The 23,089-nt window shown below is 72.9% G+C and carries 22 protein-coding genes; 12 read left to right on the forward strand and 10 right to left on the reverse strand.

What is annotated here, in order from left to right; all coding sequences use genetic code 11:
* The first annotated feature begins 75 nt into the window (after positions 1 to 75).
* The 3 genes from ACZOOI_RS01795 to ACZOOI_RS01805 all read left to right on the forward strand — a co-directional run bounded on the left by ACZOOI_RS01795 (position 76) and on the right by ACZOOI_RS01805 (position 3,398).
* Positions 76 to 1,518, forward strand: coding sequence for an FAD-binding oxidoreductase (locus ACZOOI_RS01795; RefSeq protein ID WP_465279062.1), 1,443 nt, complete (start codon positions 76 to 78; stop codon positions 1,516 to 1,518).
* Positions 1,519 to 1,610: 92 nt separating this feature from the next.
* Positions 1,611 to 2,606 carry a hypothetical protein gene (locus ACZOOI_RS01800; protein ID WP_465279063.1) on the forward strand — a complete coding sequence of 332 codons (996 nt, stop codon included), beginning with the start codon at positions 1,611 to 1,613 and terminating at the stop codon, positions 2,604 to 2,606.
* Positions 2,607 to 3,173: 567 nt separating this feature from the next.
* Positions 3,174 to 3,398, forward strand: a complete 225-nt coding sequence (locus ACZOOI_RS01805; protein WP_078974137.1) for a hypothetical protein — start codon at positions 3,174 to 3,176, stop codon at positions 3,396 to 3,398.
* Positions 3,399 to 3,563: 165 nt separating this feature from the next.
* Here ACZOOI_RS01805 and ACZOOI_RS01810 read toward each other — a convergent pair whose 3' ends face one another.
* The 3 genes from ACZOOI_RS01810 to murJ all read right to left on the reverse strand — a co-directional run bounded on the left by ACZOOI_RS01810 (position 3,564) and on the right by murJ (position 8,281).
* On the reverse strand, positions 3,564 to 5,093 hold the full coding sequence (locus ACZOOI_RS01810; RefSeq protein ID WP_465279064.1) for a PucR family transcriptional regulator: 1,530 nt from the start codon (positions 5,091 to 5,093) through the stop codon (positions 3,564 to 3,566).
* A 297-nt stretch (positions 5,094 to 5,390) separates the two neighbouring features.
* Positions 5,391 to 6,344 carry a helix-turn-helix transcriptional regulator gene (locus ACZOOI_RS01815; protein ID WP_465279065.1) on the reverse strand — a complete coding sequence of 318 codons (954 nt, stop codon included), beginning with the start codon at positions 6,342 to 6,344 and terminating at the stop codon, positions 5,391 to 5,393.
* Between the two features lie 98 nt (positions 6,345 to 6,442).
* Positions 6,443 to 8,281 carry a murein biosynthesis integral membrane protein MurJ gene (gene murJ / locus ACZOOI_RS01820; RefSeq protein WP_465279066.1) on the reverse strand — a complete coding sequence of 613 codons (1,839 nt, stop codon included), beginning with the start codon at positions 8,279 to 8,281 and terminating at the stop codon, positions 6,443 to 6,445.
* A 108-nt stretch (positions 8,282 to 8,389) separates the two neighbouring features.
* Between murJ and ACZOOI_RS01825 the strand changes: the two genes are divergently transcribed.
* The 3 genes from ACZOOI_RS01825 to ACZOOI_RS01835 all read left to right on the forward strand — a co-directional run bounded on the left by ACZOOI_RS01825 (position 8,390) and on the right by ACZOOI_RS01835 (position 10,510).
* Complete coding sequence (locus ACZOOI_RS01825) at positions 8,390 to 9,007, forward strand: TetR/AcrR family transcriptional regulator (protein WP_465279067.1); 618 nt, start codon at positions 8,390 to 8,392, stop codon at positions 9,005 to 9,007.
* 143 nt (positions 9,008 to 9,150) lie between these two features.
* A complete protein-coding gene (locus tag ACZOOI_RS01830) occupies positions 9,151 to 9,408 on the forward strand; it encodes a hypothetical protein (protein ID WP_465279068.1) in 258 nt (85 codons plus the stop codon).
* 253 nt (positions 9,409 to 9,661) lie between these two features.
* Positions 9,662 to 10,510 carry an MmyB family transcriptional regulator gene (locus ACZOOI_RS01835; protein ID WP_465279069.1) on the forward strand — a complete coding sequence of 283 codons (849 nt, stop codon included), beginning with the start codon at positions 9,662 to 9,664 and terminating at the stop codon, positions 10,508 to 10,510.
* Between the two features lie 150 nt (positions 10,511 to 10,660).
* On the opposite strand, the gene ACZOOI_RS01840 is transcribed toward ACZOOI_RS01835, so the two are convergent.
* The 5 genes from ACZOOI_RS01840 to ACZOOI_RS01860 all read right to left on the reverse strand — a co-directional run bounded on the left by ACZOOI_RS01840 (position 10,661) and on the right by ACZOOI_RS01860 (position 14,982).
* On the reverse strand, positions 10,661 to 11,338 hold the full coding sequence (locus ACZOOI_RS01840) for a L,D-transpeptidase family protein (RefSeq protein ID WP_465279070.1): 678 nt from the start codon (positions 11,336 to 11,338) through the stop codon (positions 10,661 to 10,663).
* A gap of 451 nt (positions 11,339 to 11,789) precedes the next feature.
* Complete coding sequence (locus tag ACZOOI_RS01845; protein WP_465279071.1) at positions 11,790 to 12,797, reverse strand: ATP-grasp domain-containing protein; 1,008 nt, start codon at positions 12,795 to 12,797, stop codon at positions 11,790 to 11,792.
* Positions 12,781 to 13,068 carry a hypothetical protein gene (locus ACZOOI_RS01850; RefSeq protein WP_465279072.1) on the reverse strand — a complete coding sequence of 96 codons (288 nt, stop codon included), beginning with the start codon at positions 13,066 to 13,068 and terminating at the stop codon, positions 12,781 to 12,783. Before ACZOOI_RS01850 ends, ACZOOI_RS01845 begins: the two co-directional genes overlap by 17 nt.
* Before the next feature lie 55 nt (positions 13,069 to 13,123).
* Entirely contained in the window at positions 13,124 to 14,587 is a 1,464-nt protein-coding gene (locus ACZOOI_RS01855) for an MFS transporter (protein WP_465279073.1), read from the reverse strand.
* Positions 14,584 to 14,982, reverse strand: coding sequence for a cupin domain-containing protein (locus ACZOOI_RS01860; RefSeq protein WP_465279074.1), 399 nt, complete (start codon positions 14,980 to 14,982; stop codon positions 14,584 to 14,586). Before ACZOOI_RS01860 ends, ACZOOI_RS01855 begins: the two co-directional genes overlap by 4 nt.
* 145 nt (positions 14,983 to 15,127) lie before the next feature.
* On the opposite strand from ACZOOI_RS01860, the gene ACZOOI_RS01865 reads away from it, so the two are divergent.
* The 5 genes from ACZOOI_RS01865 to ACZOOI_RS01885 all read left to right on the forward strand — a co-directional run bounded on the left by ACZOOI_RS01865 (position 15,128) and on the right by ACZOOI_RS01885 (position 20,836).
* Entirely contained in the window at positions 15,128 to 15,817 is a 690-nt protein-coding gene (locus tag ACZOOI_RS01865; RefSeq protein WP_465279075.1) for a TetR/AcrR family transcriptional regulator, read from the forward strand.
* Positions 15,814 to 16,416: an RNA polymerase sigma factor gene (locus tag ACZOOI_RS01870; protein WP_465279076.1), complete on the forward strand. Its 603-nt coding sequence runs from the start codon at positions 15,814 to 15,816 to the stop codon at positions 16,414 to 16,416. Before ACZOOI_RS01865 ends, ACZOOI_RS01870 begins: the two co-directional genes overlap by 4 nt.
* Positions 16,416 to 17,420 carry a hypothetical protein gene (locus tag ACZOOI_RS01875; RefSeq protein ID WP_465279077.1) on the forward strand — a complete coding sequence of 335 codons (1,005 nt, stop codon included), beginning with the start codon at positions 16,416 to 16,418 and terminating at the stop codon, positions 17,418 to 17,420. Before ACZOOI_RS01870 ends, ACZOOI_RS01875 begins: the two co-directional genes overlap by 1 nt.
* Before the next feature lie 534 nt (positions 17,421 to 17,954).
* Positions 17,955 to 19,730: an LCP family protein gene (locus ACZOOI_RS01880; RefSeq protein ID WP_465279078.1), complete on the forward strand. Its 1,776-nt coding sequence runs from the start codon at positions 17,955 to 17,957 to the stop codon at positions 19,728 to 19,730.
* A gap of 650 nt (positions 19,731 to 20,380) precedes the next feature.
* Positions 20,381 to 20,836: a CBS domain-containing protein gene (locus ACZOOI_RS01885; protein WP_465279079.1), complete on the forward strand. Its 456-nt coding sequence runs from the start codon at positions 20,381 to 20,383 to the stop codon at positions 20,834 to 20,836.
* A gap of 40 nt (positions 20,837 to 20,876) precedes the next feature.
* Here the strand turns inward: ACZOOI_RS01885 and ACZOOI_RS01890 are convergent, their stop codons facing one another.
* Together ACZOOI_RS01890 and ACZOOI_RS01895 are read right to left on the reverse strand one after the other, a co-directional pair.
* Entirely contained in the window at positions 20,877 to 21,968 is a 1,092-nt protein-coding gene (locus ACZOOI_RS01890) for an alkene reductase (protein WP_465279080.1), read from the reverse strand.
* A gap of 61 nt (positions 21,969 to 22,029) precedes the next feature.
* Positions 22,030 to 22,446: a RidA family protein gene (locus ACZOOI_RS01895; protein WP_465279081.1), complete on the reverse strand. Its 417-nt coding sequence runs from the start codon at positions 22,444 to 22,446 to the stop codon at positions 22,030 to 22,032.
* Positions 22,447 to 22,641: 195 nt separating this feature from the next.
* Here ACZOOI_RS01895 and ACZOOI_RS01900 point away from each other — a divergent pair, with 195 nt between their 5' ends.
* Entirely contained in the window at positions 22,642 to 23,064 is a 423-nt protein-coding gene (locus tag ACZOOI_RS01900) for a MarR family winged helix-turn-helix transcriptional regulator (protein ID WP_465279082.1), read from the forward strand.
* The last annotated feature ends 25 nt before the right edge of the window (positions 23,065 to 23,089 follow it).

Here is a 23,089-nt window from a genome sequence, read left to right on the forward strand (position 1 = left end):
CAAGTTATCGCGCGAGAGTGGGTCCCACGGAACACCGGGCGCGCACCTGGCGCCCGCCGAGGAAGGGAGTCACCGATGACCGCGAACAACGCTGCCGGGCACGAGGACGGCGGCTCGGGATCGTACGCCGCGATCGTTGCGCTGACCGCGCGGGTACGGGGTGTCGTGCTCGTGCCGGGGGACGCCGGGTACGACGAGGAGCGGTCCGGATTCCAGACCGCGTTCCGACAGCGGCCGGACGTGATCGTGGGTGCGGCCGACGCCGAGGACGTGCGGCTCGCGGTCGAGTTCGCCCGCGCCCAGGGGCTGCCGGTGGCGGTCCAGGCCACCGGGCACGCGCCGGCGAGCGCGGCCCCGGGCGGCGTACTGATCTCCACCCGCCGGATGGCCGGGGTCCGGGTCGACCCCGGGGCCCGGACCGCGTGGGCCGAGGCGGGTGCCCGTTGGGAGCGGGTGGTGGCCGAGAGTGCCCCGCACGGCCTGGCCCCGCTCAACGGCTCGGCCCCGCACGTCGGTGTCGTCGCGTACACCCTGGGCGGCGGGCTCGGCCTGATGGCCCGCGAGTTCGGCTATGCCGCCGACCATGTCCGGGCGATCGAGGTGGTCACCGCCGACGCGACCCTGCGGCACGTCACCGCCGAGAGCGACGCCGACCTGTTCTGGGCGCTGCGCGGCGGCCGGGACAACTTCGGGATCGTCACCTCGATCGAGTTCGACCTGTTCCCGGTGGCCCGGGTGTACGGCGGTTCGCTGATCTTCGACACCGATCACGTCGAGGCGGCCACGGCGGCCTGGCTCGCCTGGACCGAGACGGTGCCGGAGCAGGTCACCTCGTCGATCTCGTTCATCGGCCTGCCCGACATCGAGCAGGTCCCGCCGCCGCTGCGCGGCCGGCACACCGCGACCGTCAAGATCGTCTACACCGGCGAAGTCGCCGACGGGGAAAAGCTGGTCGCTCCGCTGCGCGCGGTCGGACCGCGTCTGGTCGACGACCTGAGCGACCTCGCCTACGCCGACTCGCACACCATCCACAACGACCCGGCCCATCCGCATGCCTACCTCGGCGACAACGTCCTGGTCCGCGACCTGGATCCGGAGGCAATGCGCGCGGTGTACCGCATCGCCGGTCCCGATGCGCCGATGATGGTCGTGCACGAGGTGCGCCACCTCGGCGGCGCGCTTTCCCGGCAGCCGGCGGTGCCCAACGCGATCGGCCATCGCGACGCCCGCTACATCGTCCGGGTCGTGGCGATGATCGACGGCGCGGATCTCGAGGTCGCCCGTGCCCTCCAGGCCGAGGTGCAGGCCGTGTTGAAGCCATTGTCCGTCGGCCGCAACCTCAACTTCGTCTACGGCGACGGCGTCGCGCCCACCCCGGATCAGGTCGCCGCGATGTACGACCCCGGCACCCGCGCACGCCTGGCCGAGCTCAAGGCGGCCCACGACCCGACCAACCTGTTCAGCGGCAACCACAACGTGACCGCCCCGACCGCGAACGGCACGTCGGCCCCCCGCTGAACTCCCGGTCCCGGTCCCGCGATCATGGAGCGAGTCATGGTCGGCGGGACCGGGCCCGACTGCGGGGAAGTGCTGTGTCGAAACGAGTACGAATGGCGTCGGCGCGCTCCGAGACGGCGACCTCGGTATCGGAAGTGGAGCCGCTCACCGAATACATCGAGGCACCCGATCCGCCGGCGAGTGGGCTCGCCGAGAGCGCGGACACCTCGCCCGGTGACGCCTCGACGGTGCACGCCCGCCTATGCGGCGTTCGACCGGATCCGGCCGGCCGCCTGACGCCGCTGCGGTGGATCCCGGTGTGGGCGGCGGTCTTCCTGCTGTGTACGACGGGCTGCTCGGCGGCGACCGACGTCGTCGACGCGACGCGTTCGGAGAGCACGAGCAACGCGACCATGAGCGACACGAAGCTGCGCGTGCGGATCGCGGCGGCCGTGAATCGAGTCCGCTCCGTACACGCCGTGGTCGACGTCGCCAGGGACGGCCACGTCGGCATCCGCAAGGATGTGCGGTTCGATATCGGGACCCGGAACTTCACCGCGCGCCTGGAGACGTCCGAAGTGGCCGTCGACGTGGTCGCCGTCGGTCCGGACGTCTACGTCAAGGCGCCCCCGCTCTTCTGGCGGTCCGCGCTCGAAAATCGCAACCCGCGCGACGAGGAGACGATCGCCGGACTCACCGACAAGTACGCGCACCTCCTGCGCGACGATCCGCTGCGCGCCAACCTTTTGAACGATGCGGAGTACTACAACCCGCAAACCTTCCTCGAAGGGCTGACCACTGCCACCCGGCACGCCGGTCCGGGGTCGGGGAGCCCGGACGCGATCGTGTTCGAACAGGCAGGCGGGGGCATCAGGACGCGCCTGTACATTCCGGCGATGGGGAGGTCGCTTCCCGATCGGGTGACCATCTCGCAGTCGGTTCGGAGCACGCTGTCCGTCACGTGGTCGGACTACGACAGACCCGTACCCGTCGTGGCTCCCGCGCCCGACCGCGTCCTCGAGATGCCCTACCGGGCGAACCAGGCGCCGCCGATGATCGCCCCCACGCTGATTGCCTACACGACGACGTGGGCGGGGCCGGTCGGCTGACCGGACGTCGCGCGCCGTCACTCGATGGCGCCATTTGATGTCATGCAACGCCACTGTGGAGCCTTGCCATGACGTCATTTGGGCGCCATGATGGTGCCGTGGATCTTGCGCCGCACGTCGACAAGCCCGGCCGCGAACGCGCGCCGGGCTCGGTGGGCGTGCGGCCGCGCGGGCTCGAACCGGGCTTGGTCGTCACGCCGGCCCCGGCGTTCGAGGTTGCAGCCGAAAGCGGATGCGGGGGCGGCTTGGGTCGTCGGTCCGGTCCACCGTCGGCCGGGCCCGCACCCCGCGCACCGGAGAGGAGCAGCCATGTGGGCCGCACGCGAAATGTCCGGCGGTATCTGGCCGTTGCCGCATCCGGTACCGGTGCCGCTGTTGTGCGCGATCCTGATCCTGGCCGTGCTCGCGCCGCTGGAGCGTCGGCGCCGACATCGGGCGGTCGCCCATCGACGCGCCGCGACCCGAACGACACGCGCAACGCGGCAAATGTCGGAATCGATGACAATTCCGGCGGAACATGGGAGCCGAACGCGGACACCAGCCGCCTCGATCCCACAGGGAGCCCCCATGCCCGTGACCGCCGACCTCGACAAGCTGCTCGACAAGGCCTACGAGAACAAGACCTTGAGCGAAGTCCTCGCCGCGCCCGTCGCCGGGCTGGCCGGGATCACCGACGCGCATGCCGAGCACCTCGCGTCGCTGAAGATCACCACGATCGGCGACCTGGGCCGCAACAAGTACTTTCGCTGGGCCGCGTCGCTCGCCGACCTCCAGGACAGCGGCGCCAAGTAGGCCCCACGGTGCCCCGCGCGGGCCCGCACCCGGCCGAACGGGACCGCGGCGCGGGCCCGTTCGGCGCTCTCCGCCGCACCGCCACACCGTCGCCCCGGCGCTCACCCGGTCCGGCCGGCGTCACCCGGGTCCCCGCCCGGCCCTTTCCGACCGTCCGGCCGGCTCTCAACCGGCGTGGTCGGTCTCCAGTGCCAACAGCAGATCCACCCGATCCCGGGCGGAGAACAGGTCCCGGCCGGTCAGATCGCGGACCCGGCCCATCCGTTGATGCAACGCGCTGACGTGTACGCCCAGCATCGCGGCGCAGCGCTGCCAGGCCCCGTTCGCGGCCAGGAAGGCGGCGAGGGTGCCGATCAGGTCGGTGCCGTGTTCGGCGTCGTACGCACGCAGGCCGCCCAGGACCCGATCGGCGAACGCGCTGCGGACCGGTGCGGGTACGGCCGCCAGAAGCGCCGGATAGGCGTCGATCTCCGGCCCCGCGGCCACCGTGAGCCGGCCGGGGCGCGCCCACGCGAGGTCCCGCGCGCCCCTGGCCTCGGCCAGGGCCGTCGCCCACGTGGGTGACATCCCGGCAATCCCGATCGCCACCCGCTCGGCGCCCAGCAGCGGCTCCCACCAGTGCGCCGCGTGCTCGATCGCCGCGGCGATCCGGGCCGCCGCGCCGGCCCCGGTCCCGGCCGAGCAGAACACGACCGACTCGGCCTTGCCGCAGGCCACCACCCAGCGCGCCGCGGGATCCGCCGCGAGCACCCGCTCGATCAGGTCCACCACGAGCCGCCCGGTCGCCGGGTCCGCGCCGTCGCCCGCCGCACAGCACACGATCGGCGCCGCGTCCGGCCCGATGCCGGCCGCGCCCAACCGGGCCCGGACCGCGTCCGGGGCCGCATCCGACTCGACCAGGTCGACGAGTTCCCAGGCATGCGCGCGCTCCACGGCGAGCCGCTCCGCCCGCCGTGCGCCACCGAGCAGCAGCAGGTCGGCGGCCTGGGCCAGGGCGTCGTCGTCGGTGCGGTCACCGGCACACACGAGGTATCCCGCGAACGCCGGCCCCCGGCCGAGCGCGAACACCGTCTCGCCGTCGATCACCGCGGGCAGTCGCTCCGCCGCGAGCGCACCGCGGGCGATCGCGACCGGATCGGCCGCGCCCCGCGCCGGCTCCGGCCCACCCGAGGGCGCGCCGGCGAGCACCCGCCCCGCAGGGGTCAGCACCCGGCAGGCCGCGCCGAGTTCGCGGGCGAGCAGGTCGAGCAGGTCGTGTGTGTCCGCGCCCTCGGCCAGCGCCGTGATCAGCCGCCGCTGCCGACCGGGCAACCGTCCCGCGGCCGGCCCGTGTTCGATCGCGACCCGGTGTGCGACCACCTCGGCGATCCGCACCGCCGAGGTCGCGCGCGGCGCCAGGAGCAGCGGGAGGCCGGCTTGCGCGCAGGCCCCGACCAGCGGGTACGGCACCTCGTCGGGAGCGGGGTCGAGCCCGTCGCGGGCCTCGGGCACGACCACGACCGCCGCGGCGCCGGCCGCGGTGAGCGCCCGTGCGAGGTCCCCGTGGTCGGCGCCGTACCCGTCCGTGTGCAGCACCACGAGTTCGCCGCCGCTCAGGCCCCCGCCGGGGTCGACCGGATCGGCCGCGCACACCCGAAGCACCTCGCGCGCGAGCCCCTCCGTACCCGCCAGCAGGGCCAGTCGCAGCTCGGGCATGCCCAACAGATCCTCGACCCGCACCGCCGTGCCCCCAAGCCCTCGCTCATCATGTTCCGTTGATCGTATGAACACGGAGCGATCCGGACACGGCCCTTCCGCCGGTTCCCCCGCACCGCCGCCGTACCGCCACCGCACCGCCGCCGCCCGGAAAGCACCGAATCGGGTGGTCCCACGGCCGCGAACGGTCCCCCGGGCCCGGCGGGCGCCACCCCGGACGGCTACGGATTCCGCCCCGCTCGCGGCGTCCGCGACCGGCCCGGGACCACCGAGGGCCGAGGCCGCCGCCGGGCCGGCTCAGCCGTACGCGCGGGCGATCGCCGCCGCCGTATCGGCCGCCGCCCGGCGTGCCTCCGGCGGATCCAGCACCTCGACGTCCGTGCCGAACTGGAGCAGTTGGCGGACCGCGCCGAGTGCCGGATAGCCCAGCTCGACCGTCACCCACTCGGCATCCTGCTCCTGCGGCGGCCCGGTCAGCCAGGACCCGACGATCCGCACGAACATGTCCAGCCGGGTCCGCCGCACCCGGGCCCGGATCCGCGCCACCACCGGCTGCTCCTCGATGCCCCGGCGCAACACATGCCACACCTCGGCCAGTTCGACCCCGGCCCGGCGCCGCACCGGATCCTCGGTCACGGTGAGCCCGGTGAGCCGGTCGGTGTGGAACAACCGCGGCGTGCCGTTGCGATCCGCGACCAGATACCACGTGCCCGCCTTGGCCACCAGCCCGTATGGGTCGACCGTGTACGTGCGCGGCGCCGTCGACCCGCTGCGCCGATAGCGGATCCGCAGCCGTCGGTCCGCGAACACCGCTTCCTGCAACGCCGCCACGTCCACCGCCGTTCGCGGTCCGACCATCCAGCGCTGCGGGTCGATCAGCACCCGGCGGGTCATCTCCTCGGCGGCCGGCCGATGCGGCGCGGGCAGCGCGACCATCACCTTGCGCAGCGCCGAGCCGAGTGCGCCGTCCAGGCCGAGCGCCGCGTGGGTGCCCTGCTCGGCGAGCACGAACAAGGCGCGGGCCTCGTCCGAGGTCAGCCCGGTGACGTCGGTCCGGAACCCGGGCAGCAGCGAGATCCCGCCGTGCCGACCGCGCTCGGCGTACACCGGCACACCGGCCGTGGACAGCGCCTCGACGTCGCGATAGATGGTCCGCGTCGACACCTCCAGACGCTCGGCCAACTCGGCCGCCGGCACCCGGCCGCGAGTCTGCAGGAGCAACAGGATGGAGAGCAGCCGATCGGATTTCACACCCTCAAGGATGCGCCCTCACCGCGGCGCGCACGGATCGCACCCACCCCGGTCGCGGGCGGCCCCGACGTCCGGCCCGCCCGCCCGTGCACCGCGGCTCATCCCGCGAACCGGGTGCGCAGCGTGCCCATCGCCGCCGTCACCTCGTGGATCCGCAACAGCCGGCCCAGCGCCACGAACGCGGCGACCATCACCACGCCGCCCAGGCCGAGTTGGAGGGCGGCGAGTCCCGCGCCCTCGCCCAGCGCGGTGAGCGGCCGGGTCGCCGCGAGTCCCGCGCCGCCGGCCGCCGCGCCGGCCGCGATCAGCCGGCCGTACGTACCCGCCGTGATCCGGCCGGTGGCCCCGCTCAGCCGGCGGCGCAGCCGAAGCGCGGTCACCGCCAGGCCGACGGTGTAGGCCAGGGTGTAGGCGAGCGCCATGCCCACCACCGCCCACCGGGCCGGCAGCAGCAGGTATGCCGCGCCGGACAGGCCCGCGTTGACCACGGCGATCCACACCGCGGCCAGGAACGGCGTACGGGTGTCCTCCATCGCGTAGAAGCCGCGCAGCAACACGTATTGCGCGGAGAACGGGATCAGTCCGAGTGAGAAGCCGGCCAGCACCTGCGCCATCACGGTCACGTCGGCGCTGCCGGTCTCGCCGTGCCGGAACATCAGTTCGGTCAGCTGCGGGCCGAAGCACAGCAGCGCGAACGCGGCCGGCACGATCGCCACGCCGGACAGGCGCAGACTGCGCGAGAGGTGTTCGCGCAACTCCTGCGGGCGGTGCTCGGCCGCGGCCCGACACATCCGGGGAAACAGCGCGGTCGTCAGCGAAACGGTGACCACGGACTGCGGAAGGATCCACAACGTCTGCGCGTTGCCGTACGGCGTGTACCCGGCGCCGCCCGCCGCCCCGGCCCGCTCGGCGGCGGCACCGGCGGCCACGGTCAGGTTGACCACGACCGTGTAGCCGATCTGGTTGACCAGCGCGAACAGCAGCGTCCAGCGGGCCAGTCGGGCATCCTGGCGCAGTCCGCTGCCGCGCCAGTCGAACCTGGGCCGGATCCGCAGGCCACTGGCCCGCAGGTACGGGAACAGGCAGGCGGCCTGGACCACGATGCCCAGCGTGGTGCCGAGCCCCAGCAGTCGGGTCTGCGCCGCGGACAACCCCCGCGGGCCGGCGTCGTGGGTGAACGCGATGAACAGCGCGAACGTGGCGATCACCACCACGTTGTTCAGGACCGGCGTCCACATCATCGAGCCGAACCGGCCCCGAGCGTTCAGGATCTGGCCGACGACGGTGAACACACCGTAGAAGAAGATCTGCGGCAGGCAGTAGCGCGCGAAGGTCACCGCCGACGCATGGCCGCCCCCGGCGTCGCCGGCGCCCAGTTGTCCACCGGTCAGCCGGATCAGCTGCGGCGCGGCGAGCCACGCCAGGACGGTGAGCACGCCCAGCACGAGCACGGTCAGCGTGAGCAGTCGGTTCGCGTACGCCTCGCCCTCGCGCTCGTCGCGCATCGCCCGGATCATCCGCGGTACGAACACCGCGTTCAGCGCGCCGCCGGCGAGCAGCGTGAACAACATGTTCGGGATCGTGTTGGCCACGTTGTAGGCGTCGGCGGCGCCCGCGGTACCCAGCGCGGCGACGATCAGGATGGTGCGCAGCATGCCGGTGGCGCGGGACAGGACGGTGCCCGCGGCCATCACCAGCCCGGCCCGGGCCACGCCGCCGGTGGTGTCCGGCGCCGTGCTCGCCGTTCCCGGGTCGGCGGCGGGTGGTCTGCGGTGCCGCCCGGTGGGCTGGGCGGGCGGGTCGGCGGGGCCGCCGATCGTGGGCAGTCGGGCAGCCGGTCCGTCGGCGACCACGTGGAGCGGCAGCGTCTCGGCGCTCGGGTCGCCGCCGCCTCGGTGCCACTCGGCCATCCCGCCCCACCCGCCCATGTCCTGCATACGTCCGGAGCGTGGCCGCGCCGACGACATCGTTGGTCCCGTACCGGGACGGTAACCGGGTCCACGATAGAACGCAACCGTATCGTCGTATCGCAGTACGATCGGCGCATGCCCGCCGACCCGAAACCCTCGTCCCGTCGTCCCCCCGCCGGGGCCGCCGTCCTGCGCGAGGACGTCACCTCGGCGATCCGCGGCGCGGTCTTCGAGGAACTCGCCTCGGTCGGCTACGGCCGCATGTCCATCGAAGCGGTCGCCCGCCGGGCCGGCGTCGGCAAGACCGCCGTCTACCGGCGCTGGCCGGCCAAGCTGGACATGGTCGTCGACCTGGTCCTGGCCATCGCCGTCCAGGACCTGCCCGCGCCGGACACCGGATCGCTGCGCGGCGACCTGCGGGTCCTGCTCGCCGAGGCCGCCCGCGCGCTGCGCCACCCGCTCGCCTCGCAGATCATCCCCGACCTGCTCGCCGAGGCGGCCCGCAATCCGGAGATCACCGGCAAGCTGGACACCGTGCTGCACGGCACCCAGCGCCGGATCGGCACCGCCGTGCTGCGGGCCGCGGACGTTCGCGGCGAACTCCCGCCCGGCATCGACATCGACCTGGCCCTCGACCTCATCGTCGGCCCGCTCTACTGGCGCCTGGCGATCACCCGTACCCCGCTCACCGACGACTACCTGGACCGACTCACCTCGGCCATCACGGCGGCCCTGATCGGCTCGGCCTCCTGACCGACCCTCGCGCCGTCCGCCCGCCCGGGCGCACCCGCCGGACCGCGACCGGGCGTTCCGCCCCCGACCGCTCGCCGTCCGCATCGATGCGCGCCCCGTGCGCCGGCTGCCCGATCCCGGTCACCGATGCGACCGTTGACGCCATGGAACGCCCGAACGTGCGCATCGTCATCGACGACAGTCCGCTGCGCCCGCACATCGACGCGGCGGTGCTGGCACGGGTGGACGACGCCACCCGCGCGCACTACGAGCAGGCGGTGGAGCACGCGCTGGAGCAGGCCGCACTCGCCTGGCAGACCCGCGACTTCGTCGCCTTCCGCCGCCAACTAGCCGTTCTGGCCGAGACGGTCACCGACATCCAGCGCCTGGGCACGATCGCCGCACACCGCACCGACCGCTGAGCAATCCGCGCCGCAACGCCACCCGAAGCACCGGGGCGGCGACCGCGACCGGAGTGAACACCGCCGCCGGAGCGCACGATGTAGCCGATGAACATGGGTTTCCTCGATGCGATGAAGGTGCGAACGCGTCCGGCCGAGGCCCGGCCGGCGCGCCGCCCACCGTGCTCGGCCGGCCGGTGCCGAGGAAGGCCGTGCCGAGAGCGGCACCGCCGAGGCCACGATCGCAGCGCCCACTCGCCATAGACTGCGGGCCGTGAGCGAGAACGAACTTGGTACGTACCTCCGCGACCGCCGCGCGGCGGTCCGGCCCGCCGACGTCGGGCTTCCCGACGGCGCCCGGCGGCGCACCCCGGGCCTGCGCCGGTCCGAGTTGGCGACCCTGGCGGGGGTCGGCGTCGAGTACCTCGCACGGCTGGAGCAGGGCCGCGACCGCCGCCCGTCCGGCCAGGTCCTGGCCGCACTGGCGGACGCGCTCCGGCTGACCGCGGACGAGCGCATGCACGTGTGCCGGCTGGCCAAGGCCGCCTCGGGCGAGACGTTCCCGTGCCCGGGCGGGCAGCCGCCGGCCCGGGCCGTGCGACCCACCGTGCGCGCGCTCCTGGACCGCCTGGAGCCGGCCCCGGCGTTGCTGGTCGACCGGCTCGGCGACGTGCTCGCCTTCACCAACGGCTACGAGCGCCTCGCCCGCCCGCTGGGCATCCTGGACGAGGAGCAACCCAACCTCGCGCGCTACGTGTTCACCGACCCCCGGGCCCGCGCGGCCTATCCCGACTGGGAGCGGATAGCCGACGAACACGCCGCGATCCTGCGGTTGGCGGCCGGTTTCGACGATCCGTACGTGCAGGACTTCCTGGACGGGCTGGCCGTCACCGCCGGCACCGCGTTCACCGCCCGGCTGGCCGCGCCCGCCACGCCGCCGCGCCGGGTCGGTGTCGAGCGCTTGGCCCACCCGGAGGCGGGCGAACTGCGCTTGGAGCGCGAGATCCTCGATCTGGCCGACGTCGATCAAACCCTGCTCGTCTACCTCCCCGTCGACGAGCCCACCTCGGCCGCGCTGGACCACCTCACCGGCCGGCACCCGGGCGCGCTGCGCGCGGTCTGACCCGCGCCCGGCGGACCCGGCAGGCTCGCTCCGCCGGCCGGTCGCGACCCGGGTCGCCGCCCTCGACCGGCCCGGCGACCACGGGCCGCCGACCGACTCGGTCGCGGTCGGCGACCGGACCGGTCGAGGTCGGCGGCCCGAACGCACCCGTCAGGTACCGGGCTTGCTCCCGTACACGTACACCTCGTCGCCCGTGCGCAGCAGATCCCAGTACGCCTGGGCGTCCGCCGGCCGCATGTTGACGCAGCCGTGCGACCCGGGCGGCGAGCCGATCGAACCGTCGATCGCGTGGAACGCGATGCCGCCGTCGAAGAACTGGCTGTACGGCATCGCCACGTCGTAGAGCGTGGACCAGTGGTTCTTCGCGCGGTAGTAGACCTTGTGCAGGCCGGTGCGGGTCTCGAAGCCGTCCCGTCCGGAGCGGATGGCGACCGGTCCGTGGATCCGCTTCGCGCCGTCCTGGATCCAACTGACCTGCCGGCTCAGGTCCACACACGCGATCCGACCGACGTCGGTCGGGCAGCCGCCCTCGCCGCCGTTGCGCCGAAGCGCACCGTAGGTGACCGGGCCCGCGTAGCCGGCCGCCGGGCGAATGCCGTGCTGCTGCTGGTAGGTCCGGATGGCCCGGCAGTCGACGGTGGACTGCCGACCGTCCTCCTTGAGCCCCAGCGCCTTCTCGACCTGGCGCTGATACGGCCCGGTCCGCGCGGTACACGCGGTGGGCGCCGCGCTCGCGGGCGCGGCCAGGACGACGCTCAGCGGAACCACCACGGCGGCCGCGGCCACCGCCGCACCCGCTCGACGACACACACGCGTGAATACACTCATCGGTCTCCCCTCTGGTCGTACGCTCGCCCGCATGCTCGTGCGGTACGCCCGTACGTCGGTCACCGGCGGGTGCGCAGGCTTCTACGCTCCGTCAGTCTGACGCAGAGTCAGCAGGGCCGCACCTCGGTCCGGCGCACCGGTTGGTCACAATCCGACGCGCCGGGTCGAAAGAGGCCGATATGTGCGACGCGGCAGCCGAGTTCGCCGACCCGACCGGCGCCGACACCGACCGACGGCACACCCCTCCCGGTCCGAAGCGCGCTCTGCTGCGATCACCTCGCGACCGGAAAGCCCCTGCTCACCCCCCACTTGGTTTCCCCGCCCACCCGAGGCAAACCCGAAATCCGCGCCGCCGAGGGCACTTCACGAATCCCCGGGCGAGCACCGGAGCGTACCCAGGGCCGTCTTCGATCCCCCACCGAGCACCACGATGCGGGATTGCCGACAGACCTCAGGCCGTGTCCGGCTGCCGGCGGTGGGTGAGCAGGTCGGCCAGTGCGCGGCTGACCGGGTCCGCCCCGGTGCGTCGCTCGATCGCGGCGAACATCGGCGAGGGATTGCACTCCAGGAGCGCGAAGCCGCCATCCGACCGACGCCGGATGTCGATGCCGGTGAACGTCATCGTGCACGCCCGGGCGGCGGCGCGGCACGCGTCGTGTTCGGCCGGGGTGAGTACGGTCGGCAACACGGCGGTCTCCGCGCCCCGATAGTCGATTCGGTCCGAGACGATCTCGTAGCTCGCGGCCACCTCGTCCGCCACGACGTAGACCCGAATGTCGCTCCCGGGGATCTCCTCCTGGAAGAGCACCGGCGCCGAGGCGAGCAATCGCAACCGTTCGGGCCGCAGATCCTCAGCGGTGATCCGGCGGCACAACGCGCCGCCCGCGAGCGGCTTGTAGACGATCGGCCCGTCCAGTTCCCGGACGAACTCCAGGACCGCCTCGGGGTCGTTGGAGGCCAACGTGCTCGGCACCGGCACCCCGGCGTCGCGCAGCGCCCGGAGTTGCTCCAGTTTCAGGAAGTGCTGGGCGAACGTGCCGGGCGAGTTGACCAGCCGCGCACCGTCCCGGTCCAGCGCCGCCAGGAAGCTGAAGCCGAACGAACGCCGTTCCCGACCGGCGGCATAGGCCACCCGCAACTCGCGGTCCCGCTCCGCCGCCGCCTGCGGTCCGCCCTCGCCGGCGTCGGCGCCGCGCCCACCACCGGCGGGAAAGAACGGCAGCGGCAACGGCATCGAGCGCACGTACCAGGTCCGCACCCCAGCGACACCGGCCGGTTTCGGCGACCACGGCACACCGTCCCGCAGCGACAGTGTCGTGCGGGCGGGGAACTTCGACAGATCCAGGTGGACCGGATCGACCCCGCGTTCGCGCAGGCACCGCCGCACGCTCGCGACCTGCTCGTCGCCGAGCCGGCCGACGATCCCGCAGCGGGACTCGACGTCAGTCGTCGTCCTCACCCTCCTCGCCGACCGCGAGCGTAGTGGGGTCGTCGTCCCCGCCCTCCTCGCCCACCGCAAGCGTGGTGGGCCCGCAATCGTCGTCCTCACCCTCCTCGCCGACGGCAAGCGTGGTCGGCCCGTCGTCGTCCTCACCCTCCTCGCCCACCGCAAGCGTGGTCGGGTCGTCGGAGCCGTGGCCGGGCGTCGGCGTGGCGACGCCTCGGGTCGGGAGCGGTGCCAGGGTGAGCCCGTCGGGCAGATCGGTGATGAACAACTCGGTGGATGTCATGAGTTCATCTCCCTTCCTCCTTTCGGTTGTAGCAGATCCGTAGTCGACGCGTCGCTCAACGTGAATGATCGGGGGACCCGTCTCCGGTCCGCACGCTGCCGACCCTCGCCGGGACCAGCACCAGCGCGACCACCGCCGCCAGCACGAGCAGACCGCCCGCCGCGCCCAGGGCGACCGCGTACCCGTGCGCGAGTTCCCGCTTCGAGGCGTCGGCGTTCGGGCCGGTGACCGATGCGGCCAGGGTGACCAGCGCGGCCAGGCCGATCGAACCGCCGATCTGCCGCGAGCTGTTGATCAACCCGCCCGCCATCCCGGCCTCGTGCCCGGGCACCCCGGCGGTCGCGGCGGTGCCCAGCGGCACGAAGCACAGGCCGGCGCCGATGCTCGCGACCAGCGACGGGCCCAGGATCGAGCGCAGGAACGTGCCGTCGACGTCGAACGCGAGTCCGAACCAGGCGAATCCGACCGCCGCGAGCGCCCCGCCCAACCCCAGCAGCCGACCGAGGCCGAGCCGGGCCACCGTCCTGGTGGCCAGCACCGAACCGATCACGACCCCGCCCGAGAACGGCACGAAGGCCGCACCGGCGGCGGCCGGTCCGTAGTCGAGCACCTGCTGGAGGTAGAGCGAGGTGAAGTAGAACGCGGCGAACTGGCCGGAGAACAACAGCATCATGAACAGATTCGCGCCGAGCACGGGCCGATGGGTCAGCAGACCCATCCGCAACAGCGGTTCGGCGGAGCGCAGTTCGACCAGCACGAAGGCCGCGAGCAGGACCGCCGCCGCCGCGAGCGTACCGATCGTCGTGAACGACCCCCAGCCCTGCCGCTCGGCCCGCACCACACCCAGGACCAGCGTGGTCGCCCCCGCGGTGACCAGCAGCGCACCGGCCGGATCAAGGCCGGGCGCGCGGCCGGGTTCGGATCGATCGGCAGGCAGCCGCAGCGCGGCGAGCAGCGCGAAGGCCACGATCGGCACGTTGATCAACATCACCGCCTGCCAACCCACCGACTCGGTGAGCAGCCCGCCGATCAGCACCCCGAACGCGCCGCCGGCCGCGGCCGTCGCACCCCACCACCCGAGCGCCCTGGATCGGGCGGGCCCGGCCGGGAACGTCACCGTGATCAGCGCGAACGCCACCGGCGCGAGCGCGGCGGCGCCGATCCCCTGCACCGCACGGGCGGCGATCAGCGCACCGGGCGAGGTCGCCAGGCCGCCCGCGAGACCGGCCAGGCCGAACACGGTCAGGCCCGCGACGAGCGTACGGCGGCGCCCGATCAGGTCACCGACCCGGCCGCCGAGCATCAGCAGTCCGCCGAAGCTCAGCGCATACGCGTTCACCACCCACGGCAGCCCGTCGGCACCGAAGCCGAGGTCGTCCCGGATGTCCGGCAGCGCCACGTTCACCACCGACATGTCCAGCGCGACCGTGAACTGCACGGTCAGCACCACGACCAGCAACATCCGGGTGGCGCGCGGCATCGGGACCCGGCCGGCCGCCGCTTCGACCGTGGCGGTCATGCCCGCCCCCGCGAGGTCTCCGTGCGCCCTTCCAGGCGGGTCCCGCGGCGTCGGGCGATCGACATCAGGTCTGCGGGCTCGGCGAGTTCGAGTCGGTGCCACCGCCCCCGCGGCACCACGAACGCGGCCCCCGACCGCAGCGTGACCGGCGGCTCCTCGCCGACGCCGTCCGCGGCGCGCAGGATCATCCGTACCGCGCCCGTCCACACGCACACCACCTCGTCCGACTCCGGGTGCATCTCCCATTGGTCGGCGTGCAGGTCGGCATCCGTCCCGACCTGGAAGGCGGCCACCTGCCAGCCGGCCGAGGCACCGTCCATCCGACGCTCGCCGGCACTGATCCGGCCGCCGTCGGCCAATCGGAGGGCGAATTCGAACAGGTCGACGTGCGTCATCGAAACTCCTTGCCACAGGGGAAGTCGGGCGCGTTCGGGCGCGCCCGGCAGTCCGGCGAGAGCCGCCGGGACCGCGTTGACGTACTCTGTACGTGAACAGCGCCAGTCGAACACGTACGTTGTACGTACGTCAAGGAGGAGCATCGTGCCCGCACCCCGGAAGTTCAGTCGCGAGCAACTGCGCACGGCGGCCCTGACCCTGGTCGACGCCCACGGCCTGACCGCGCTGACCATGCGCAGCCTCGCGGCGGCGCTGGGCACCGGGGCGATGACGATCTACAACTACGTGGACGGCCGCGAGGGCCTGGAGGGGCTGCTCGTCGAGGCCGTGCTGGCGGACGCGCTGCCGGCGGTCACCGACCACCCCGAGGACGCCGACTGGCGGGTCGAGACCCGCCGGCTCGCCGAGGCGAACTGGCGTGCCGTGCGCGCCCATCCGGACGTCATCCCGCTGATCCTCACCCGCCGGATCACCGACCCGGCGACCCTGGCGCACGGCGAGGCACTGCTGCGCGCGCTCGCCCGCAGTGGCCGGCGCGGAGCCGACCTGCTGTACGCGTTCCGCGCCGTGACCGGCTTCGTCACCGGCTTCGCCCAGGCCGAACTGGCCGGCCCGCTGTCGATCGCCCCGGACGAGGACGTCCGGGCGATCACCGACCGGGCCCGGGCGCTGCCCGCCGAGCGTTTCCCGTACCTGATCGAGATCGCCGGCGCCGCCGCCACGAGCACACCCGAGATCGAGTTCCACGCCGGTCTGGACGTGCTGATCGCCGGCCTGGAGAGCCGTGCCGTCACCGGGAACCCGCAACCACCCGCCGGACAAGACAGGGTGTGACCATCACCCCGATATGCGATCGCGAGTTGTGGGAGAGGGCGTGCGCAGGTGATCCCGAGTCGTTCGGGGCCATCTTCGATCGGCACTCCCGCGCGGTCTACAACTTCCTCTCCCGCCGCACCGCTTCCTGGGCCGAGGCCGAGGACCTGACCTCGGCGGTCTTCCTGGAGGCCTGGCGGCATCGAAGCGCCGTCACCCTGGACCGGGACAGCGCGCTGCCGTGGCTGCTGGGCATCGCTCGCAACACCGCCGCCAACGGTGGGCGGGCCCGGCGGCGCTATCAGGCGCTCAAGGAACGCCTGCCCACCCCGTCGCCGGTCCCCGACCACGCCCAGGACGTCGCCGATCGGCTCGACGAGGAGCGCGCCCTGGTCGCGCTGCGCGCGTCCGTCGGCCGACTGCCCGCGCACGAACGCGAGGTGATCGAGCTGTGCGTATGGAGCGGCCTGGACCAACAGGCCGCCGCCACCGCGCTGGGCGTGGCCCTGGGCACCGTCAAATCGCGCCTGCACCGTGCACGCCGCCGACTCGGCCACGACCTGCGCGAATACGCACCGTCCCGCCCCGACCACCGCGTCATCGCCGAGGAGACCTCGTGATGCCCTCGAACCCGATCCCGGCCGAGCGCGATCTGCCGCACGGCGCCGCTCGCCGCGCCGAGTTGCTCGCCCTCCTCCCGCACGCCGACTCCCCGACGCCGGCGCCGCCCACGACCCGCCGGCAAACCCTGGGCCGGCTGACACCACCGCGCCGGGTACTGCTCCCGCTGGCTGCCGCGGCGGCGGTCGCCGGCCTGGTCACCGGAGTCCTGCTCGGGGTCTCCGGTGACGACGGGGCCGCCCGGGTCCCGGGGCCGGCGAACTCGGGGTCGGTCCCCGGGCCGGCGAACTCGGGGTCGATACCCACCCTCGCGCCCTCCCTGACGGATCGCCCGCTGCCGCTGAAGCAGGTGCCGGTCCCGGCCGAGGTCGCGGTGTCCGACGTGGACGCCGCCCGATTCGTCGCCGCATGCGCCGCCGGCAGGTTCGACCCGGCCACCGCGAGCGGATACCGCCCCTATTTCGCGGTGCGCAGCCCGCGGTCCGCCGATCCCGGGAACATCTTCGCCGTCGCGGTCGACGTGGCCGGACGCAACGCGTTGGAGTGTTCGGGCTCGGGCCTTCCCTCTCCGCACCTGGTCCGGGAGGACTTCGATCTGCTCACCGGGGTCATCCAGGTGGACCTCAGCGGCGGCACCAAGTCCGGTTCGAGCTGGACCGATTACTCCGCGGGCCGCTACAACGCTCCCGTGGCGCGAATCACCATGGACCGGGGCAGCGGCGAGCGCCCGGCGATCATGACGGGCGGCGTCTGGTACGCGACGGAGAGCGTCGGGTACACCAGCGAGGTGGCCGACGCGTTCCAGTTCGGCGAGGGCCCCCGGATCCGCGGCTACGACGCCGCGGGCAAGCTGGTGTGGGACTCCGCCCGAGACGCGCCGAAGCCGGGGTCGACGGAATGTGTCCGCACCCCCGACGGTCGGCTGCTCGACTACCCGGGGCGTACCGGACCCGATCCCGCCACATGCCGCCCGGCCCTCCCGTGGACCGCCGGCGCCCGGTGAGCATGCGTCGGCCGACCTGATCCCGGCCGGCACGGCCCGGCCGGGGGCCCGGACCGGCGACCGGTCGGCCGGGGACTTCGATCGATCGATTCGAGCGCTATGCCGGGAATGCTTGCCCGGGTTCGCTCGTTGTACCTGACAGTCGGTGAACGGGTGTCCCCGGGCCCAACCTTTGCCGCCGCGAATTACCGTTCGGCTGGAGTCGCGGCGTGCCCCCCGCCGAGAGGTGATCCCGCTCACCGACGCCAGAGCGACGGCGCCGCCCCCTCCCCCCGAGGGCGGCGCCGTCTTCGTCGTGCTCCGACCGCTTCGTCCGCGCCGCCACGGTCCGGCGCGCGTCGTGACGAGCCATACCCGGAGCAATCCCCCGCGCTGCAACCATCGTGTGCGGTATGCCGTCCGTTCCCCCTGAGGCTGCCGTTCCGAATGGTCCGCAGCCGGCACATGTACGGTCCGTTCCGGCCGCCCGGTACGGTGTCGAGCCAATCCGCGGCGACGCGGCATAGGTCCGACGACAGCACTCGGGGAGTCGTTTTGAGTTCCGCACCGGAGTCCGGTCGTCGCCGCCGCCGCACCGGCGCGGCGCCGCAACCGCCCGCCTCCGATGCGACTGCGACCACCGCCGCGACCGACGCCGGCCCCGAATCCACCGGCACCGACACTCCCGTGGTGCCGCGCGCCCGTCGGGGCGACGGCGCATCGGGCGGCCGGGCCGCAAACCGGGCCAAGCGCACCGGACGCGGCAAGCCGCGTCGGTTCCGCAAGCTCAAGATCACGGCGCTGGTGATGGCGGTCGTGTTCGTCGCGCTCGGGATCACCGGCTATGTGATCTGGGAGAAGCTCAACGCGAACATCAAGCACAGCAAGCTCAACATCAGCGATGTCGACGTGCCCAAGGAGGGGCCCGACGCGTTCGGCCGCACTTCGCTGAACATCCTGATGATCGGTTCGGACGGGCGGAACGACCCGATCGACTGCAAGCTCGGCGGAGCCTGCGACGGCGGCGCGCCGCGGGCGGACGTACAGATGTTGCTGCATGTGTCCGCGGACCGCAGCAACGCGTCGGTGATCAGCATTCCGCGCGACACGCGCGTGCAGATCCCGGCCTGCACCGACCCGAAGACGAAGCAGAAGTTCGCGCCGATCAACACCACCATCAACGAGAGCCTCGGCCGCGGCGGTCCCGGATGTGTGGTCGGCACCTGGCAGTTGCTCACCAAGATCCACATCGATCACTTCATGATGGTGACCTTCTCCGGCGTGGTGTCGATGGCCGACGCGGTCGGCGGCGTCGAGGTGTGCGTGCAGTCGAACATCCAGGACGAGCAGGTCGAGTACGTCAACGGCGAGCGGCACGTGGTGGGTTCGCATCTCAAGCTGCCGGCCGGCCCGCACACCATCCAGGGCGAGGACGCGCTCAAGTGGCTGCGCACGCGACACGCCTTCGAGGACGGCAGCGACGTCGGGCGCACCCACGCGCAGCACATGTACCTCAACTCGATGGTGCGCACGCTCAAGTCGAACAGCACGATCACCAACCCGGTCAAGCTGTTCAAGGTCGCCGACGCGGCGACCAAGTCGCTGACCGTCGACGACGGCCTCAACGGTCTGCAGAAGCTGACCTCGCTGGCGACCACGCTGAACAAGGTGAACACCAACCGGATCACCATGACCACGATGCCGCACGACGCGGATCCGCAGGCGCCCGAACAGCACCTGGTCCCGGCCGCGTCCGCCGAGACGCTGTTCAAGATGGTCCGCTCGGATGTCGCCTTCGACAAGAACGGGCCGCCGCCGGGTACCGAGACCACCGCCCCCGGCACGACGCAACCGCCGCCGCCCGCGTCGAACGTGGACAAGGCCGCGATCCGGATCACCGTGGTCGGCGCGACCGGGAGCACCCAGTCGGGTGCGGTCGCCGAGGGCCTGGTGGCGCAGGGCTTCACCAAGGCCGCCAAGGGCCCGGCCGCGGCCAAGCGGCAGACCAGCGCGGTGATCTTCCCGGCCAAGGACAAGGACCAGGCCCAGGCGGTCGCCGACGCACTGGGGCTGCCCGCCACCGCACTGTCCCCACAGGCGAACGCAACCCATGTGACGGTGCAGATCGGCACCGACTGGGGTTCCGGCCCGACCTTCAAGGGCGGCGGCAAGAGCGGCGCCACGACGGCTCCCCCGTCCACGCCGCAGGCTCCGCCGGCCGGCCAACTCCCGAGCGGATCCTCCGCCTTGAACGCGTCGGATGAGGGTGCCTGCATGAAGGTCTTCACCGAGGCCAAGGATCGCAACGGCAAGCCGATCTACACCTGGTAGTCCGCGGCTCCCCACGGCCGCCCGCGACTGTCCATGGGAAGTCCGCGACTCGCACGAGCAATCCGCGGCTCTTCACCAAAAACCCGCGGCCTTACATCCGGCGGCCCGCGACGGCCAACCGCCGTGCGGCGCCTGGGGACGGACCGGCCGGGCCACCCGCCCGCCGGGGTGCCCGAGAGCTCAACTCGGCGGCGAATAAGGCCGTTTCCGACCCAATCGTCCCGACGCCGGGTCGGCGGTGCGTCAAAAAGACGGTAAGGTGGCCCTACCGAAGACATTTCGCACGTCGGCTTCCGCGCCGACGCCGTCCTCGGTGGGCGAGGACGATCGGCCGCGTCGGCCGGGTCCCCAGGATGCGTCGCCGGGCTGCCCGGGGCCACCGTTCGCCCACCGACCGAGCGCACAGCGCCACTTGCGCCACCGCCCGTCGTGGGCCGCCACGCCCACGTCGAACCCTCGGCCCACCGGCATCCGCCGGCCGAGCAGCTCGGGCGCCGAACTCCCGCCGCCCCGCCGGGGCGTGTCGTCCCAAGTCGGTGCGCGCACGGTCCGACCCGCAGCCGGTTCCCCGGCCGCGCCCCCCAAGACCCGAACCACCGGCGACCGGGCCCAACCCCCGGATCCGGACGACTGGAAACCAGGTGCCCTCGATGACCGCCATCCCCCACCATCGCACCGTCCGCCCGGCAACTCCGGTCGGCCCGCTGACCGTCGCCCAGGCCATGCAACCGGCCGAGCTGCGGATCGACACGAACACCATGGTCGACAAGGCCATCGACATCATCCACGCGGCCGACGCCGACCACGTGATCCTGCACGCCGAGGACGGCCACTGCCTCGGCATCGTGCGCCGCGCCCAGCTCGCGCCGTACCGGACCCGCTCGTGGTACACCGCGCGCACGCCGATCGGGAACATCAGGCACGACCAAGGCCCGTTCGCCCGCCCGGAGATGTCCGCCGCCGAGGCGATGGCCACCATGCGTGCCCGGGGCATGCGGGTATGGGCCGTGACCGACGAGACCGGCCGAGCCGTGGGCCTGCTGACCCCGGAAACGCTGCGCGCCGCGCTCACCGGCACCGCCGACCCGCTCGACGCGGCGGCCTGAACCCCCTAGTCCTGGTCGTAGTCCCGATCCCGGTCCGGCGCTAGCCGACCTTCGCCGAGGCCGCCGGATAGTCCACGTAGCCACGCGCGCCGCCGCCGTACACGTGTGCCACCGGCGGCGCGGCAAGCGGCAGTGCCTCGGCGATCCGCGCGGGCAGGTCCGGGTTGGTGATGAACAGCCGGCCGAAGGCCACCACGTCGGCGAGTTCGGCGGCGAGCAGCCGCTCGGCCGTCCCCGGATCCACCGGCGTCGGGCCGTTGTGGTTCGCGATCAGCGTGCCGGACCAGCGCGGACGCAGGTCGGCGAGCGCGTCGTAGTCGCCGCGCTCCAGCACGTGCAGGTAGGCCAGGCCGAGCGGGTCCAGCGCGTCGACCAGCGCCCGGTAGGTCTCGCGCGGGTGCGACTCGCGGATCTGGTTCTCCGGGTTGTCCGGCGAGATCCGCAGGCCCACCCGGTCGGCGCCGATCTCGGCGGTGACCGCGGTCACCACCTCCAGCACGAAACGCAGTCGGTTCTCCCGCGAGCCGCCGTAGCGGTCGGTACGCAGATTCGTGTTCTCGGCCAGGAACTGCTGGAACAGGTATCCGTTGGCGCCGTGGATCTCGATCCCGTCGAACCCGGCCTCGATCGCCCGGCCCGCGGCGCGCGCGAACGCGGCGACCACGTCCCGGATCTCGGCGATGGTCAGCGCACGCGGCGTGACGTGCGGCAGCAGGCCCTCGCGAGTGAAGATCGGCGCGTCGGTGATCGGCACCGCCGAGGGGGCGGTCGGCGTCGCGCCGTCCAGGGTCACCGGGTGCGTCATCCGGCCGACGTGCCACAGCTGGGCGAAGATCCGGCCGCCCGCGTCGTGCACCGCGGCGGTGATCTCGCGCCAGCGCGCGACCTGTTCGTCGGTCCGCAGGCCCGGGATGCCCGGGCCTGCCTTGCCCAGCGGGTGGATCGAGATCCCTTCGGTGATCAGCAGGCCGGCGCCGGCCCGCTGGGCGTAGTAGGCGGCGGCGTGTTCGCTCGGTACGCCGGTGGTGTCGTCCGCGCGGCCCCGGGTCATCGGGGCCATCGCGATCCGGTTGGGCAGGTCCAGCGCGCCGTGCCGGTACGGGGTCAGCAGCGGGTTCGTGGTGGTGGTCAACGCGGCTTCCGTTCGTCGGTGTGGTCGGGGTGGTCGGTTGCGCGGGGCGCGGATCGCGCGGTCAGCGGTCGAGTGCGGTGACCTCGACCTCGATCAGCCAGTCCGGCCGGGCGAGCGAGGAGACCTCCAGGAGGGTGTCCGCCGGGTACGGCAGGGACAGGAACTCCTCGCGCAGCACGATCACGTCGTCCAGGTTCTCGGCCATGTTCCGGACGAAGATGCCGACCTTGACCACGTCGGCGAGGGTCGCGCCCGCCTCGGCGAGCACCCGTTCCACGTTGCGGAAGGCCTGCCGGCCCTGTTCCAGGAAGCCGCCCTCGACGGTGCGCCCGTTCTCGTCGAATCCGGCCTGCCCGGACACGAAGATCAGGCCGCCGGCCCGGATGGCCTGCGAAATCTTGTACGGCTCGTACCAGTCCGGCGTGGTGGCGACCCGGCGGATCGGGGCGGCGGCGTCGGCTGCGGTGGAGATGGTCACGGTGGCTCCCGGATTCAAGAGGTGCATGCACCAAGAAGGTGCATGCACATACATTGTTTGCTTGCGCATGCATAATCTGGCACTGCATGTAATCTGTTGTCAACAGCGGTCTCCCGCCATGTCGCTCCGCGGCCGACGGAAGCTCGACCGAACCGCACTGGTTCACTCGACCGAACCGCGAAAGGGGACGGTGCCATGGACGCCAAGCTCTGGGAGCAGGTCGTCGTGCTGCATGCGCGCGTCGAGCACGACCTCGGCAGGACCCTGCAACGGCGGCACGGGATAGGGCTGTCCGAGTACCGCGCGCTCTCCCGGCTCGCGGTCGCCCCCGACGGTGAGCTGCGCATGCAGGAGCTCGCCGACTCGATCGGCCTCAACCAGAGTTCGGTCAGCCGGCTCGCGGTCCGCCTGGAAACCGACGGCCTCACCCGACGCGACCTGTGTCCCAAGGACCGCCGAGGGGTGTACAGCGTGATCACCGACGAGGGACGCACCCGGCTGGCCGAGGCCGGCGCCACCTACGCGGAAGCCCTGACCACCGCGCTGGCCAGGGCCGCCGCCGATCCGCAGCTGGCGGACGTGGCGGCGGCCCTGGGCGCGATCCCGGTCGCGGTGTGACGCCGATCGGGCCGGGCCCGGCAGG

The sequence above is a fragment of the Embleya sp. L77 genome, from assembly GCF_055557415.1.